The organism is Micromonospora sonchi, from assembly GCF_014646235.1.
GTDB classification, from domain to species: Bacteria; Actinomycetota; Actinomycetes; order Mycobacteriales; family Micromonosporaceae; genus Micromonospora; species Micromonospora sonchi.
In genome coordinates this window covers 1-14,765 of the sequence record NZ_BMNB01000029.1, presented here as the reverse complement: position 1 = coordinate 14,765, position 14,765 = coordinate 1, and the positions used below count along the sequence as shown (strand labels likewise).

The 14,765-nt window shown below is 68.6% G+C and carries 15 protein-coding genes; 5 read left to right on the top strand and 10 right to left on the bottom strand.

Translation table 11 applies throughout. The features are described from left to right. Positions 1-24 precede the first annotated feature (24 nt). From IEY61_RS24440 to IEY61_RS24420, 5 genes are all read right to left on the bottom strand, one after another. On the bottom strand, positions 25-969 hold the full coding sequence (locus IEY61_RS24440) for an acyltransferase domain-containing protein (RefSeq protein ID WP_189048295.1): 945 nt from the start codon (positions 967-969) through the stop codon (positions 25-27). Between the two features lie 10 nt (positions 970-979). Beyond that, entirely contained in the window at positions 980-1,342 is a 363-nt protein-coding gene (locus IEY61_RS24435; protein WP_189048409.1) for a DoxX family protein, read from the bottom strand. A gap of 93 nt (positions 1,343-1,435) precedes the next feature. Continuing rightward, entirely contained in the window at positions 1,436-2,323 is an 888-nt protein-coding gene (gene sigJ / locus IEY61_RS24430) for an RNA polymerase sigma factor SigJ (RefSeq protein ID WP_189048292.1), read from the bottom strand. Positions 2,324-2,422: 99 nt separating this feature from the next. After that, entirely contained in the window at positions 2,423-4,786 is a 2,364-nt protein-coding gene (locus tag IEY61_RS24425; RefSeq protein ID WP_189048290.1) for an ABC transporter permease, read from the bottom strand. Then, positions 4,783-5,487, bottom strand: coding sequence for an ABC transporter ATP-binding protein (locus tag IEY61_RS24420; RefSeq protein ID WP_189048288.1), 705 nt, complete (start codon positions 5,485-5,487; stop codon positions 4,783-4,785). Before IEY61_RS24420 ends, IEY61_RS24425 begins: the two co-directional genes overlap by 4 nt. 205 nt (positions 5,488-5,692) lie before the next feature. Between IEY61_RS24420 and IEY61_RS24415 the strand changes: the two genes are divergently transcribed. Together IEY61_RS24415 and IEY61_RS24410 are read left to right on the top strand one after the other, a co-directional pair. Then, a complete protein-coding gene (locus tag IEY61_RS24415) occupies positions 5,693-7,027 on the top strand; it encodes a sensor histidine kinase (protein ID WP_229706413.1) in 1,335 nt (444 codons plus the stop codon). Beyond that, entirely contained in the window at positions 7,024-7,701 is a 678-nt protein-coding gene (locus tag IEY61_RS24410; protein WP_189048284.1) for a response regulator, read from the top strand. The genes IEY61_RS24415 and IEY61_RS24410 overlap by 4 nt, the downstream gene beginning before the upstream one ends. Positions 7,702-8,122: 421 nt before the next feature. Here IEY61_RS24410 and IEY61_RS24405 read toward each other — a convergent pair whose 3' ends face one another. From IEY61_RS24405 to IEY61_RS24390, 4 genes are all read right to left on the bottom strand, one after another. Continuing rightward, the gene (locus IEY61_RS24405; RefSeq protein ID WP_189048282.1) at positions 8,123-8,671 is read right to left on the bottom strand and encodes a hypothetical protein; all 549 of its coding nucleotides are present in this window, start codon (positions 8,669-8,671) and stop codon (positions 8,123-8,125) included. A gap of 178 nt (positions 8,672-8,849) precedes the next feature. Continuing rightward, positions 8,850-9,404, bottom strand: a complete 555-nt coding sequence (locus tag IEY61_RS24400) for a GNAT family N-acetyltransferase (RefSeq protein ID WP_189048280.1) — start codon at positions 9,402-9,404, stop codon at positions 8,850-8,852. Beyond that, positions 9,401-9,565 (bottom strand): hypothetical protein, encoded by a 165-nt coding sequence (locus IEY61_RS24395; RefSeq protein WP_189048278.1) that lies wholly within the window; start codon positions 9,563-9,565, stop codon positions 9,401-9,403. Before IEY61_RS24395 ends, IEY61_RS24400 begins: the two co-directional genes overlap by 4 nt. Positions 9,566-9,618: 53 nt before the next feature. After that, positions 9,619-10,374: a GntR family transcriptional regulator gene (locus tag IEY61_RS24390; protein WP_189048276.1), complete on the bottom strand. Its 756-nt coding sequence runs from the start codon at positions 10,372-10,374 to the stop codon at positions 9,619-9,621. A gap of 393 nt (positions 10,375-10,767) precedes the next feature. Here IEY61_RS24390 and IEY61_RS24385 point away from each other — a divergent pair, with 393 nt between their 5' ends. Further along, the gene (locus IEY61_RS24385) at positions 10,768-10,917 is read left to right on the top strand and encodes a hypothetical protein (protein WP_189048274.1); all 150 of its coding nucleotides are present in this window, start codon (positions 10,768-10,770) and stop codon (positions 10,915-10,917) included. After that, positions 10,914-12,059, top strand: a complete 1,146-nt coding sequence (locus tag IEY61_RS24380) for a helix-turn-helix domain-containing protein (protein ID WP_189048272.1) — start codon at positions 10,914-10,916, stop codon at positions 12,057-12,059. The genes IEY61_RS24385 and IEY61_RS24380 overlap by 4 nt, the downstream gene beginning before the upstream one ends. 393 nt (positions 12,060-12,452) lie before the next feature. Here IEY61_RS24380 and IEY61_RS24375 read toward each other — a convergent pair whose 3' ends face one another. Then, positions 12,453-12,734 carry a hypothetical protein gene (locus IEY61_RS24375; protein ID WP_189048417.1) on the bottom strand — a complete coding sequence of 94 codons (282 nt, stop codon included), beginning with the start codon at positions 12,732-12,734 and terminating at the stop codon, positions 12,453-12,455. 1,622 nt (positions 12,735-14,356) lie between these two features. On the opposite strand from IEY61_RS24375, the gene IEY61_RS32225 reads away from it, so the two are divergent. Further along, on the top strand, positions 14,357-14,765 hold a 409-nt coding region (locus IEY61_RS32225), incomplete at its 3' end, for a hypothetical protein (RefSeq protein WP_189048270.1).

Here is a 14,765-nt window from a genome sequence, read left to right as displayed (position 1 = left end):
CGCACGCCCCGGCGGCATTTCCGATCAGATCGGAAAACGGCCGCAGCGCCACTGCCAGTGGCGGCCGGCCTTCAGGTGGTCGACGACCGCCCGCTGGAGCGCGGTGCGGCGCGGCAGCCGGTCGAGCGGCGTGGTCAGGGTGCGGAACACGAACCGCAGCACCTCGACGTCGGCGTCCGGCCCTTCCGTCTCCTCGTAGGGCTCCAGTTCGAACCTCCGCTGGAACCGGACGATGTTGGAGTCCTCCGGCAGGTATTCCCGCAGCTGCGGGTCGAGCAGCCATGAGGCGCAGGAGAACTCCGTGTAGTGCTCGTCGGGGAAGTGGCGCGGGAAGAACGCGCGGGCCTCGTCGAGTGACGCCGCGACTGCCTCCGGCGTCATCGGCCCCGACTCGGGGATGTGCAGGCTGATGGCGGTATCGCCGCGATGGTGCTGAAGCCGGCCCAGCTCGTAGACGGCACCACGCGCGTGCAGCGTCAGCCAGCTCTGCATGACCGGCCAGCCCTCGCGGTGCATGCGCCGGTCGATCGCGAGGTTGCGGCCCAGGTCCGCGAGGGTCACCCAGGACACGGAGTCCGGGACGCCGTGGTCGCGGTGGTAGCCCCTGACCACGTCGACCAGAGCCAGGTACGCGTACACGTAGAGATGCCGCCAGGCGGGACCTCGTTCGCGCGGTAGCGCCGGGCCGGGCGCCAGCCATTCGTGGCCCCCGAGATCGGCGCGGACCAGAGCGATCGAACGGTCGAGCAGCCAGCGCAGCTCCGGTGCCCACAATGGGGAGTCAGGGTCGGGCCAACCCGCCATGATCTCGGCGGCGTCGTCCGGCCGCACCGCGAGTCGGTCGAGGAGCGCGGGCGCGTCGGCCTTGGCGGGCAGCGGCGCCGACGGCCGCTCACCGGCGAGCCGGTGCACGCGATCGACCTCCTCGACGGGTACCCCGAGCCGGGCGGCAGTGTCGTCCAGATCCACGCGGACGACCCTACCGGTAGGCGATCGGATGGTAGGCGAGGTTGACGGTGAGTGCGGCCAGAGCGAGTCCGAAGAAGAGTGCCCAGGCGCCGAGTCGGAAATTTCCCGCCCACACGTGTGCGCCCAGCGCGCCGAGGAAGTACAAGACCAGACCGGCTGCCGCGAGCGTACCCACGACCGGCACGACGAACCCGGCCAGCAAGCCGAGCGCGCCCGCGCCCAGGAGCATTCCCAATGGTCGTACCCACGATCGGGGTACCCGATTGCGATCCGCCTCCGTCTTCGGGTAGTCGTGGCCGACCAGGTTCGCGATGGCGGCCGCACCGTTGAGGGCTGAGGCGAGCAGGGTCACCGTGAGATAGATGGCGAACATCGGCGTCTCCGTGAGCGTGGAAGTGGCGGTTGACCAGTCGCTCACGGACGAGATGGTGACCCCGATGTGTGACACGTCATCGAGTGGCCTGGGTCACAGCACTATGGCTGTCAGCTTCTGTGGGTTGCTGACGACGTGAATGGTCCGAACCAGACCCTCCACCATGTGCAGGGTCATCGCGAGCACCGCCGTCCCGTCACAGCACACGACGACACCCGGGCCACCGTTGAGGTGAAGCACCCCGGCCGTCGAGCCCACCGGCTGTTGCCGGGAGAGCACGACGATGGCCCGGGCCACGAGGCCCGCGCCATGGATGGGCTTGCGTGGCGCACCGGTGCGACCGCCGCCGTCACTGACCATCGTCACGTTCGGTGACAGAACCTCGATCAGTGCGGTGATGTCGCCACCGGAACAGGCGGCCAGGAACCGCTCGGTCACCTGCTGCCGGGTCACAGGGTCACTGTCATATCGGCGCCGGCGGCCTTCGACAGCCTTTCGGGCCCGGTGCGCAAGCTGCCGTACCGCCGGTACCCCACGTCCCAGGAGCTGCGCGATCTCGGCGTACGGGTATCCGAACGCCTCGTTCAGCACGAACACCGCACGTTCCAACGGAGACAGCGTCTCCAGAACGAACAACAGCGCGGTGGAGACGGAATCGGCAAGGACCACATCGTCGGCGATGTCCGGTCGGGTGAGGATGGGCTCCGGCAGCCACGGACCGACGTACGACTCACGCCGCACCCGGGCGCTGCGCAGCTGGTCGATCGCCAGCCGGATGGTCACTCGTACCAGAAAGGCTTCGGCATCCACGACGGTGGCCGGTTCGACACGACTCCACCGCAGCCAGGCCTCCTGCACCACGTCTTCGGCTTCCTTGACGCTGCCGAGCATCCGGTACGCGACCGCGTACAACAACCCACGGTGCTTCACGAAGGGCGGCTCATGCTGGGCCCCTGACACGTGTTCGGCCACCCCACCCATGATCCGGCATGGCGCGTCAGGTGTTCAGACGGGCATGATCGACCGGGGCGCAAGCCCCCGGTCGATCATGCGAAACCCAAGGCGCTTCCCGACGGTTGGCTACTCGGTGCGCAGGGCGACGGCGGTGCGGGTGCGGGCGGCCCAGCCGGCCGGTAGGAACGCGCCGGCGACGGCGATGAGCAGGCCGCCGAGACCGAGGAGCAGCAGCATGGTCGGCTGGTAGACGTCAATGACGGAGGTGGGCAGTTTGGTGCCGGCAGCGTCGCCCATCGCGGGCGTGACCGCCCGATGCACGGCGACGCCGGCCGTGACGCCGATCGCGCCGCCGGCCAGTCCGGTCACCAGCACCGACGCGATGACCATCGCGATGGTCTGGAGGGGTGTCATGCCCAACGCCTTGTGGATGCCGAGATCGCGGACGCGCTCGCGGGTGTCGAGCACGACCATGTTCAGCACGCCCATGGCGGCGACCGCGACCAGCATCAGGGTGAGCAGGGCGGCCAGCGCGTCGAGAAGCACGATGGTGCTGCTGCCCCCCGTGGATTGTTCCGACGCCGCGGTGAAGCCCGAGGTTGCCAGCGCGCTGTTCAGGCCGGTGAGGTATTCGCTCACGTCGACGCCGTCGGCCAGGCGGATGTGGTAGCTCGCGGCGGTCAGGTTCGGTTTCGTGGCGGCGAACGTCGCGGCGTCGGCGAACACCAGCAGGTTGTTGGTCGGGTGGAGCACCTCGCCGACGATCCGGACCGGCACCGCCTTACCGTGGTCGGTCAGCACGACGCTGTCGCCGATCCGGGTGCCGGTCGCGGTCAGGAACGTGCTCGGCACCGTCACCTCTCCGGGACGGGTGAACCACCTACCGGAGATCATCTCGTAGCCGCCCCAGGAGGCGTCACCGGTGAAGGCGTCGAGGCGGGCGAAGCCGGTCATCCCGGCGACGGCGACCTGGGTGGTGGCGACGCGGTAGTACTCGGCCGTCCCGGGTTGCGCCTGGATCGCCGTGGTGACCTTCGCGGTGTCGTCGGCGCTCAACGCTCGCGGTGCGGTGTTGGGGGCCGGGCCGGTTCCGCGCGGTGGCGCGAAGGTGTCGATGACGACGTCGGCGGCGGCGTGGTCCTTGGCGATCTGCACCCGGTTCAGTGAAGCGGCCACGCCGACGGCGAAGGTGACCGTGGTGGCGCCGAACATGATCGCGGCGAGCACCGCGGCGGCGCGGGCGGGCCGGGCGAACGGGTGGGCCAGTCCGAGGCTGACCGATCGCGGCAGCGGGAGCCGGGCGGTCAGCCGGGCCGCCCATCGCCCGCGACCGGGGCGAGGCGTACGTCCGACGGCGATCGCATCGACGGTGCGGAGCCGGCCGGCCCGCAGCGCCGCGGCCCACGCGGTCAGCGCCACCATGCCCAGCGCGCCGGCGACCACGACGGCGTCGATCCACCAGGTGACGCCGGTGGTGGTCGTGCCGTAAAGCTGATCGGTGTCGGCCAGCACCGGGATGGCCAGGAGATTCCCGGCCACGACCCCGGCCGCGATGCCGACCGTGGCCGGAATCAGCGCCTGGGCCACATACGCCCGCACGGCCTGCACGGGAGTGAACCCGATGGCCTTGAGGACGCCGATGCGTCGCGTCGCGGTGCCGACCGCGCCGGCGATCACGGTGCCGACGACGAGCACGGACATGACCAGGCCCAGTGCCCCGAACGCGACCAGGAACGGCAGGAACAGCGCGACTTCGCGTTCGCTGGCGTCCTTGATCGTCAGCCATGACTGCGCCCCCAGCAGCGCCGGCGATCCGACGAGCGCGAGCACCGCAGCCTGGCCCCGCTCGACGTGCGCGGCGGTGCTCGCCTCGGCGAAGCGGTAGAGCATCTGGTAGCCGCCGGTCGCATCGGGTGCGGTCAAGGCGGCGACGTCGGACGGTGACGCCCAGGCGTCGGCGGTACGGCCGACCGACCGGGCGACGCCGACCACCGTCAGCGTCGGCTGCCCCGGCAGGTCGGGAAAGCGCAGGTCGGTATCCAACGGGGACGGCCCGACGGGGTAGTCGGCGGAGAGCACGATCTGGCCGGGGCCGTTCACCCACCGTCCCTGGCTCAGCGACACGTGGTCCACTTCTCCGTCGGGCGTCGTACGGCCGACGATCGTCATCGGCGGCAGGTCGAACTCGGCGGCGACATCGCGTGGCGCGGCGGTCGCGGTCGGGAACGGACCGGCGGCCGCGATGACCCCGGTGGCCCCCGCGGAGGCCATCAGCCGCGCGGCCGTCGTCCTGGCCGCGTCGAACTGCGCCGTGAGGTGCGCGCCGTGCTGCTGGGCGAACGCGCGGTCGAACGGCCCGCTGGAGGCGGCCAGCAGCGACCCGCCGAGCACCGAAGCGGTCACCGCCATCATGGTGGCCAGCGCGATCACCACGGTCTGTACCCGGCGGCGGGCCACACCGGAGCGCACCACGCGGCCCATCGCGCTCATCGGCCCCGCCCCGTCGTGACGGCGCGAACATCGTCGGCGACGACCCGGCCGTCCACGAGCCGGATCGTGCGGGTTGCGCACGACTCCGCCAACGGCAGGTCGTGGGTGACCAGGACGATCGTCTGGCCGTCGGCGTGCAGGTCGTTGAACAGCCGCTTGACCTCCTCGCCGGAGGCGGTGTCGAGCGCGCCGGTCGGTTCGTCGGCCAGCAACAGCGTCGGCCGGTTCATCAGCGCTCTGGCCACGGCGACGCGTTGCCGTTCGCCGCCGGAGAGCCGGCCCGGATAGGCCGCGGCGTGCCGGGCGACGCCGAGCGCGTCGAGCAGCTCGGCCGCGCGGAGGCGGGCCGCACTGCGCGTCACGCCGGACAGTTGCGCGGGCAGGACGACGTTGTCGATGACGGTCAGGTCGTCGAGCAGGTTGAAGAACTGGAACACCATGCCGATCTTCGCGCGCCGGTAGCGGGCCGAACCCGTCTCGTTGAGCTTGTCGACGCGTACGCCGTCCACGGTCACGGTGCCGCCGCTCGGCCGGTCCAGACCCGCGATCAGGTTGAGCAGCGTGGACTTGCCGCTGCCGGACGGTCCGAGGATGGCGACCGCCTCGCCGGGCGCGACGCTCAGTGTCGTGTCATGCAGTGCGGGTGGCCCGTCGTCGTATCGTCGCGTCACGTCGTGCAGCTCGATGGCTGGCACGGTCATTGTCGTCTCCCTCGGCTTGCTGATGTGCTGGTGGACGACGCTAGGCGCGGCCGGCGTCCGGACGCGTCGGCCCGGCGAGCGATCTTCGGCAGCCTCGCGGGATGAAGCCGAGGGGTGTCATCCTCACGGCCTACGCTTCCGGCGTGAGCCCCATGATTCTTCCGGCCGACGCCGTCGGCCGTGGCGCAGGGCCAGAATGGGTCGGGTGACGGAGACGGCAACGATGGCACCCCAGCTGCGGGGGTGGCTGAGCCAGCTGCTCCGGCCATCGGGTCCATTGCCGCGGCCCTCCTGGCGCGCCCAGGTTTTCGACGGGGTCCTCGCGCTCGGTTTCGGTCTCGTCGCGATCCAGGCCAGCTACGGCGTGCCCTCCCCCGCCCTCAGCGGGGGCACCATCAGGCCGGAACTGCCCGCGCCGCCGATCCCGCTGGACCCGGCGGACACCCTCGATGCGAACGTCGGGGCGCTGGCCCAACATCACCTCATCTGGGTGATCGTGATGCTGCTCATCGCGGTGCCACTGGTGGTGCGTCGCCGCTATCCGTTGGCGGCACTCTGGACCGTCATGGGCACGGCCGGGGTACTGGCCATGGTGACGGATGACCGCGCCACGCTGCGGTTCTCGTTCTACGTCTGCGTCATCGCCGCGTACAGCGCCGCGGTCTACAGCCCGTACCGCCTGCCCGCGCTGGCGAGCCAGTCCGCAGCGGCCCTGCTGTACCAACAGATCCAGTCATCGTCGACGCTGCCGACCGTCTCCACCGACGCCGTCCCGTTCCTGGTGCTGATCCCCATCGCCATCGCGACCGACGGGCTACGCAGGTGGCGACGCCGGGCCGAGGAGGAACGCGCGCGGACGGACGCGCTGCGACGCGAACGGCAGGAGGCGCTACGCCGCGCCGCCGAGCAGGAACGCGCCCGCATCGCCCGGGAACTGCACGACGTCGTGACCCACAACGTCAGCATGATGATCATCCAGGCCGGCGCCGCTCGCCGGGTGATGGCGGCCGACCAGGAGCAGGCCCGCGAGGCGTTGCTCGCGGTCGAGACCGGCGGCCGGGCGGCGATGTCGGAGCTGCGCCACGTGATGGGGCTGCTGACGATGCACGCCGACGGCGCCGACCCGGCCGGCACCGCCGACCTCACACCCCAACCCGACCTCGACCGGCTCGACGCGCTCGTCGCCGGGGTACGGGCCAGCGGCGTACCGGTCGATCTGCGTGTGGCCGAGCCGCCACGTCCGGTGCCGGCCGGGATCCAGTTGGCGGCCTACCGGGTGGTGCAGGAGGCGCTGACCAACACCGTCAGGCACGCGGCCGGCGCGTCCGCGACCGTCGTCGTCGACTACCACGCCGGCCACCTGGGCGTGGAGGTGGTCAACACCGGCGGCGCACCGGGCGGGCCGGCAGCGACCGGCAGCGGGCGCGGGTTGATCGGGCTCCAGGAACGGCTCGCCGTTTACGGTGGAAGCCTGCACGCCGGGCCGCGTCCCACCGGCGGCTACCGCGTCCACGCGCAGATCCCCCTGGAGGCCCCGTGACCGTGCCACCACGCGTCGTGATCGCCGACGATCAGGCGCTGGTCCTGGCCGGCTTCCGGATGATCCTGGCCAGCGACGGCATCGACGTGGTCGCCGAGGCCACCAACGGCAGCGAGGCGGTCGACGCGGTCCGACGCACCCGCCCCGACGTGGTCCTCATGGACATCCGAATGCCCGAACTGGACGGCCTGGAGGCCACCCGACGCATCCTCACCGACGCCGCCGCCGACCAGCCAAGCGTGATCATGCTGACCACCTTCGACCTCGACGAGTACGTCTACGCGGCGCTGACCGCCGGAGCCAGCGGGTTTCTCCTCAAGGACGTCAGCCCCGAACACCTGCTCGCCGCCGTCCGGCTGGTCCGCACCGGCGACGCGCTCCTCGCGCCCGCGATCACCCGCCGTCTCGTCGAACGATTCGCCCGCCGCGGCAACAGCGAGACGTCCCCGCTCCCCCGCGACCTGGCTGCCCTGACCGCACGCGAACTCGAAGTCCTGCACCTGCTGGCCGAGGGCCTCAACAACGCCGAGATCGCCGACCGCCTCACCGTCTCCGAAGCGACCGTCAAAACCCACGTCGCCCACATTCTGGCCAAGCTCGGACTCCGCGACCGCGTCCAGGCCGTCGTCCTCGCCTACCAGACAGGGCTGATCAGCCCCGCGACGTCCCCATAGCCGTGCCACGCTCGGGCACGGCGGAGGGCGCGGGCTCGCGGATATCGAGGTGACGATGATCGTGATGGTGATCAGTGGTGTGCTGCTGTGATTCCTGCCTGTGGACTCAGGTGCAGGTGGAGGCGACCAGCCAGTGCGCGGAACTCTTCGACTGCAAGGATGCGGACCTGAGATCGATCCTCATAGCAGTAGCTGAAAAGGGCGTGACAGTTATCGGGCCCTGAAGCTGGTCACTCGCTCCATCGTGTCGGACGGATTGGCGACCGTTGCTGAGCTGCTGCGATCCGACCAGCTACGCTCCGGCGGGGCGTTCGCCCGACTCGCCGAACTGGGATTCGGCCCCACCAGGTTCGTGGAACGGGTCCTCAGCCGCGCACCCACCCCGCAGGAGATCGGTGGGGTGGATGGCCGCAGCGGCGGTTCAGTCCTTGTTGAGATTGACGATCACGCCCTGATCCGCGCATGCCGTCTGCAACCCGCTCATATGCGTACCGAGCGGCCCCATGAACGCCAGAGCCCCCAAGGCCTCTTCGTCGTCCAACTGATCGACCTGCCATACGATGTCCATCAGCGCCGTCCCGTGTTCGCGGATTTTTTCGTGCCGCGAGTCCTCGAACACTTTCCGCGCCTCCCGGTACTGGGCCTCGGTCAGCTTCGCGTCCTCACCGGCATCGTCGCTGCCGTCGGGCTGCCGGCCTTCGGACATCGCCTTGCAGGCGGCAACACCCGAGTCCTCCCGAACGAACGTGTCCCACACCGTGTAGCCAACCACTCCGATGACGAGTACCGCGAGGACGGCAGCGCCGGCGGCGATGAGCCGCACTCGGTTGTCCTTGGCTCCGCCGCTGGCGGCGGAGCTGGTTGGTGGTGGCGGTAGGGGCTGACCGTCCGCTCCGGTCCACGGCTGCGGCTGGCTGGGCGGGATGTTGCTGTATGCGTCACCAGGATGCGGCTGCTGCGGCATGGTCAAGGGTGGCTCCTCAAATTTTCGGGCTAGCCGGTCGATGGTGGTCCTGATAGTTCGATCGTTCACGGTTCCTGTCAGCAAGGCGACTGCAATCTTGGACGGTTGGGTGGAAGGCCGGACTCGGGCGCCACGATCTGCGTGCATCGCCGTCTTGCCGAGAGGGCCGGGCTGCGCCGTGCGGTCAGACTGCTTCCATCTTCAGTCGCCCGTTGACGTAGGGCTGAACGGATCGCTGGAAGCACGCGCCGGAGACGCGGGATTCGATGGTGCGGACGTGGCGGAAGCCCTGGCGGCGGTAGTAGTCGTGCAGCCGGTGGTTGGAGGTCCAGGCGTCCAGCCGCAGCCAGGTCAGCCCAGCGTCGTAGGCTCGGCCTCCGGCCCAATCCAGTAGCTCACCGCCCAAGTTCTCGCCGGCATGTGCGAGCGGGATCATCATCTTCGCCGCGTACAACGCGTCTGCGAGGTCGCCCTCCGGATGCCACAGTGCCTCTGGGTCGCGGTCGGGCTTCCATAGGCTGTCGACGTCGAGGTATGCGGTCAGCGTGATGGTGGCGATTGGGTCCTGGCCCTCCCACACCATCCACGTCTGTCCGGCTGAGACCGTCGATGCCACGGCCGAGCGGGGCAGCGGGATGGACCATTGCTCTTCACCTCGGGCGGCGAGCCACGCCACGCGTTCCCGTCGCCAGCTCATGATGACGTCGACGTCTTCCAGTCGAGCCGGCGTGATGATCATTCGGGAGCTTCCTCCGGGCGGAACTTCGCGATGATGCGCACGTCGCCGTGCGTGGTGACGATCTGATTGCGGTCGCCAGCGAGCACGTTGAAGGACACGCGTACGGGCCGGTGTTCCGTGTAGCCGGTGCGGACGTGCAGCGAAACTGCGTGCCAGGTCACAGCTTCCCTCAGAGGCCACGCACAGGCGATCCTCAATGCTGCCCGACGGAGTGTCAGGGAGTCTCGGTCTCCTTTGCTGGCGACCAGGGGTCGATGGGCATCTCGTAGACGAGTCGGTATCGGTCGCCGGGGAAGACGATGTCAGCGGTCTCGACTGCGGTTGGCCCGGCGTAGTAGGTGCGCTCGATCGAGATCACCCACCTGCCGCTGCGCGGGTCGAGTGCGAGGGCGGTGATCTCCTCGGGCATCGCCGGTCGAGTGGTGACCTCTTCGACGAACCGGTCGATGGCCACGCCGATGAAGTCCATCCGGGCAACAACGCCGATGATCGGCCCCTGCTCGGGATACTCGACCTGCGTGCCGCCGGTGACGGCGAGCGGCTCGTACGAGTCCGCAAGTTGGATGGGATTGCCGTCCGCGAGGTACCGATATTTGGTGTGCATCACCGAGTCGCCGGGCCGGATGCCGAGTCGTCCCGCGACGTGCGGCGTCGCAGGGATCTTCTCGCTCTCCGACTCCCAGCTCGGTTGCCTCCCGGCCGCTTCGCTGTCTCGCGCGAACGGCGATGTGCTGCCAAGGCGCTTGCGCAGGTCTCGAGAATGGGCGCGACGCACGAGTTGGGTCCGGTCGCGCACGTAGTTGCCGGAGCCGCGTCGACCCTCGATGAACCCTTCGCTCCGCAGCAGAGTGAGAGCGTGCTTGACGATGGTCGTGGAGAAGCGCCATCGCTGCTGTAGCTCCCTTTCGGTGGGCAGCTTATCCCCCGCAGCCAGTTCACCAGAGAGGATCCGCGAGCGCAGGTCGTCCACGATGCGCTGGTAGTTCGGCGGTTCCTTGTTGGTCATGGACAGCCCTTCCGGTTTGGCCCAGGTATCCGGGTCAAGTCGACCATGCACCCCGGGGTGTAGCAAACGAGGGTGCGATCCGACACGAGCATAGTTCGCGCGCTTATCTACTTCACATCGCAAAGTTAGTGCGCTAACTTGCGTTTGGTGGAGACAGAAGAGAGCCCTCACTCGCGGTCATCCGACCAAGGCCTCCGGCATGAGGGCTTGCCAGAACCCGAAGGGATCTGCGATGGGCACTATTTTCAATGCACCACGCCGAACGGGCGCGGCCCTCGCGGCGGGTCACCTCCCTCCGATGTGTCCATGGCTGCGGACACTGCCCCGGCTCTCGGTCTCGGTGGAAGGTGAGCGGCCGTGGGCGTCGAGGTGGTGATGATGTTGGTGCTCAGTGGGGTGCTGCTGGGGTTCCTGGCTGGGCTGTTCGCGTTCAAGGTGAAGTCGCGGTGGTGCCCACGCTGCGGGGAGCCCACCCACGCCACGCCACCGGTGGAGGGGAACCGATGAACCGCCCCCACCGGCGCGACCACAACTCGATACCCCTCGGCCGGCGGGTCGCCGAACTGCGGGCCGGCCGAGGCATGAGCCAACAGGCCTTCGCCGACCGGCTCGGCAAATCCAAAAGCTGGGTCGACAAAATCGAACGCGGCGTCCGCAAACTCGACCGCTACTCCGTCATCCGCGACATCGCCGACGTCCTACGCCTCGGCCTGGACATGCTCCTCGGCCCCCGCCAACCGCCGCCGGCCGCCCCCAGGCTGGACGGGGTCGACGCCGTCCGCGCCGCCCTCGCCCACTACCACGATCGACCCCACCGCACCGCCACGGCGGACCAGGCACGCCGGCAGGTCGCGTACGCCTGGATGACCTACCAGCACGCCCGCTACCCGCAACTATTGGACGCCCTGCCCGGCCTGCTCGACACCACCCGCGGCACCCGAAGCCTGCTGGTGGCCACCTACCGCATCACCGCCAACGTCCTGGTCAAACTCAACCACGCTGACCTCGCCTGGCTCGCCGCCGACCGGGCCGTCACCACCGCCGCCGACATCCCCACCCTGACCACCACCGCCACCATCGCCGTCACCCAGGCGCTACGCGCCCTCGGCCACCACCAACTCGCGCTCACCGCCGCCCTCACCGCCACCGGCACCGCAGACGACGAGACCGTACGCGGAACCCTCTTCCTCCAAGCCGGACTCGCCGCCGCCGGCACCGGCGACCGCCGCAACACCCACGACCTGCTCGACCACGCCGCCACCCTCACCGACCGACGCGCCAACCACACCGACCCCCACCACACCGGCTTCGGGCCGACCGCCGTCGAGTTGGCCCGATCCCTCGCCGCCCATCACCTCGGCGACACCACCGACGCCATTCATCAACACGAGCATGTGATCCGCAGCGACGGGTGGCGACGGTTACCACCCGAACACCGCGCCGCCCACCTCATCGACACCGCCCGGTTGCACCTCGACACCGGCGACCCCACCCAGGCTGGCCAAGCCCTGCTCCACGCCGACCGCATCGCGTCCGCCGAGGTCCGCAGCCGACCGGTCGCCCGTACCCTCCTCGCCGAGATCATCCAACGCGGACCGGCACCGGCCGACCTGGCGCGACTGGCCACCATCGTCGGCCTGACCCGCTGATCTGAAGCGAAGCAGTCGACCTGAGCCCCGCCGACAGCCGGTATGCACGAAGTTACCGTGACAAGTAAATTGGCACTCATCTCTGGCATCGGAAGCGGCCGGGTGTCCATGATGGCCGACCCGACTGTCCGGAGAAACGTCCGCCCTGTCGCTTGACGTGCTCGGCGGGGTCGGTCCCGCAGACGGTCGAGTCCACCTCGACAACGGTCTCACTGATCAGCATGGCCCGGCCGGTACGTGTCGGTGGTTCGCTCCTACTCGCGCCAGCCGGTCAGCTCGACCCCCTTGGCCAGGTCCACCCGGAAACCCAGCGCGACCTCGCCGCTCTCGCCCGGCGCGAGCGACAGCCGCCAGGTCAACTCACCCAGTTCCGTACGCTCGCCCCCCGATGAATCAATCCCCCTTGGGACGGGCGAGGCCGTATCGGATAAGCAGTCCCGCAGCCACGAAGAGGCATCCAAGCCCAGCGAATGCAGCAAGCAGCATCAATACGCCACTACTGCGCGCTGCGGTCTGGACCAGAGCAATAGCCAGTCCGGTGAGCAGGAACCCAGCGCCGGAGACCCAGTTCGGGTGGGGGGATTTCGGCGCCTTCCCGGTCAAGAGGACCAAAAGACCTGCCCCGATGAAGGATCCTGCCACAAGAAACGTTCCCGCCAGGGCAATGGTCGACATCTTTGCATCCTCCCAGATGGCACGGCACCTCACCACTCCCCCGACGGCACTCACCTGGACAGACCGTTCCACCGAAGTAGCAGACGCTCCGGTGGAACGGTGACGCAGGCCGGTCCTAGCGTCGTCAGTACCCACCGCCCGTGCGGGTACCGACCCTGCGCACGGAGACCCTAAAGCTGTCCGATCTCGCGCTTCTCGGGGTTAACCAGATCGGGTCCAGGACTGTACTCGCCGCGCCTATTCCAGACGACAAAGACTTCTTGCTCGTTGTAGCCGCCCGACCAGAACTCGAACCCCGCATCGGGCACGACCAGGTGAAGGAACCGGTGTTTCCCCCGACCGACCAGGTCGACGACGGTTGCAACGGGGTCGCCGAGTAGTCACCTGCCGGCCCGGAAGCGTCTGCTGCCACCGCCACCAGCGTGCCCGCCGCCGCTACCGGTAGTTGGGCCGAAACCGTCCGGGCAGCCGGGTTGTTCCGCGACTTCACCGGCGTTCCGGCACAGCGCTGCTGCTCCGGCGTGGTCAGCGCGCACTCCGGCAGGGTCATCAGCCGCAGCCGGGTAGCCCAGTCGGCGCCGTAGGCGGTGGCGAACGACGAGTAGTCGACTGTCATCCGCAGGTCAGCCGGCCCGGCGCCGGTGGCAGCGGTATCGGCTTGACCGACACGCATCAGCACGCCCCGGATTCCGGCCCGCTCGGTGGCCTTTCGGTCCAAGGTCTGCACCCGAACCCGCTGCGCGTCCAGACCCTGGGCGCTGGCGGCCCGCATGATCGCCGCAGCCGTCACCGCCGGGCGGCCGTGCCGGTGGGCGGCCGCCGACGAGGCCTACGGCCCAGGCACAAGCCATGACCAGCCACTACACCCGACAAGCCCTCACCGAGCCGTGATCACAATCCGTGGCTAGAGTACTAGGATATAGTGCGTCCGTCCCCGATACTTGACGCATGTCTTTCAAAGAGATGCGCCTCGCGCTCTTCCTTCTCGGAACGTTGCTCTTCACCGGAATCACCGCCGTGGCTTTCGCCCTACAGGCTGGTTGGGGTGCAGCGTTTCTACCTCTGATAGGGGCCATCCTCGCAGCACTTTTCGGATTCGAGCTGCCGCGGAATGCCACGGGAGGAAACGAGAAGTCGCGCCCCGCAAGACCGTGAGAACTCCGCGCAGTAGACGTTCGAGAACGCCGGACATCTGTCCCTAAAATAGCACCACCGAAGATGCCTGGGTTCCGGCTATCGCCGCGACGCCCCGGAAGGTCTTCACGTTCACGCTGATGCCTGCCCAGTTTCGCAAGCCGTTCGACTGGTCAACGAGCGCGGTGCTGACGCGATCGCTGACAGCCGACCCGGGACGCTGGACTTCGCCGCACTCGAACAGGAAACCGGACCCGCCGAAACAAACCTATCGGCGGGCCCGATGCCAGCAGCATAACTATTTATTCGAGCCCTCTTCAATCACACCAAACAGCCATCACTCTCGCGCCACTTCGTAACGCTCAGGAGTCATCCATATCGGCTTAGGCGCACGTGAGTCGAAGAAGCCCTCGTGAGGGTCGAAACTCAGCGCGCTCGCGCCACCTGCCATATCGTCTATGCATACACCTACGTGGATTGAATGATCGATGGGTCTGGTCACGACAGTCGCTTTCGGCATGGCTGCGACCGTGCTGAGCAGCACGATGGTCGGCGCCCCGGCCGCCGCCACCACGTTGACCGTCGATGCTGAATGCGATGCCTGGTATGGCATCGGCCCGTGGCGCGACTTCTATTGCACCGCATCGGCCTCTGGTGGCAGCGGCAGTTTCCTCTACACATGGCAGCCGGTGACGCCGTTTACAATCTTCTATTCGGACCAGGGCCCATCGAGCAGCGGATACTGCACGTCATACCAAGATGTGCAGGTAAGTGCGTCCGCCAGTAGGTCATCGGATGCGAGGGCTGCGGGGTCGGGTTTCCCATCGGTAGTGTTTCCAGGCTCGGACGATGAGGCTGCGGATCGTGATGAGGATGCAGGCCGCGTCGAGGTAGAAG

What these genes read in the sequence shown, in the direction of transcription:
- IEY61_RS24400 (WP_189048280.1), bottom strand. Translation starts at nt 9,404, where the DNA reads ATGATCATCACGCCGGCTCGACTGGAAGACGTCGACGTCATCATGAGC.
- sigJ (WP_189048292.1), bottom strand. Translation starts at nt 2,323, where the DNA reads ATGGGTGGGGTGGCCGAACACGTGTCAGGGGCCCAGCATGAGCCGCCC.
- IEY61_RS24380 (WP_189048272.1), top strand. Translation starts at nt 10,914, where the DNA reads ATGAACCGCCCCCACCGGCGCGACCACAACTCGATACCCCTCGGCCGG.
- IEY61_RS24375 (WP_189048417.1), bottom strand. Translation starts at nt 12,734, where the DNA reads ATGTCGACCATTGCCCTGGCGGGAACGTTTCTTGTGGCAGGATCCTTC.
- IEY61_RS24420 (WP_189048288.1), bottom strand. Translation starts at nt 5,487, where the DNA reads ATGACCGTGCCAGCCATCGAGCTGCACGACGTGACGCGACGATACGAC.
- IEY61_RS24435 (WP_189048409.1), bottom strand. Translation starts at nt 1,342, where the DNA reads ATGTTCGCCATCTATCTCACGGTGACCCTGCTCGCCTCAGCCCTCAAC.
- IEY61_RS24425 (WP_189048290.1), bottom strand. Translation starts at nt 4,786, where the DNA reads ATGAGCGCGATGGGCCGCGTGGTGCGCTCCGGTGTGGCCCGCCGCCGG.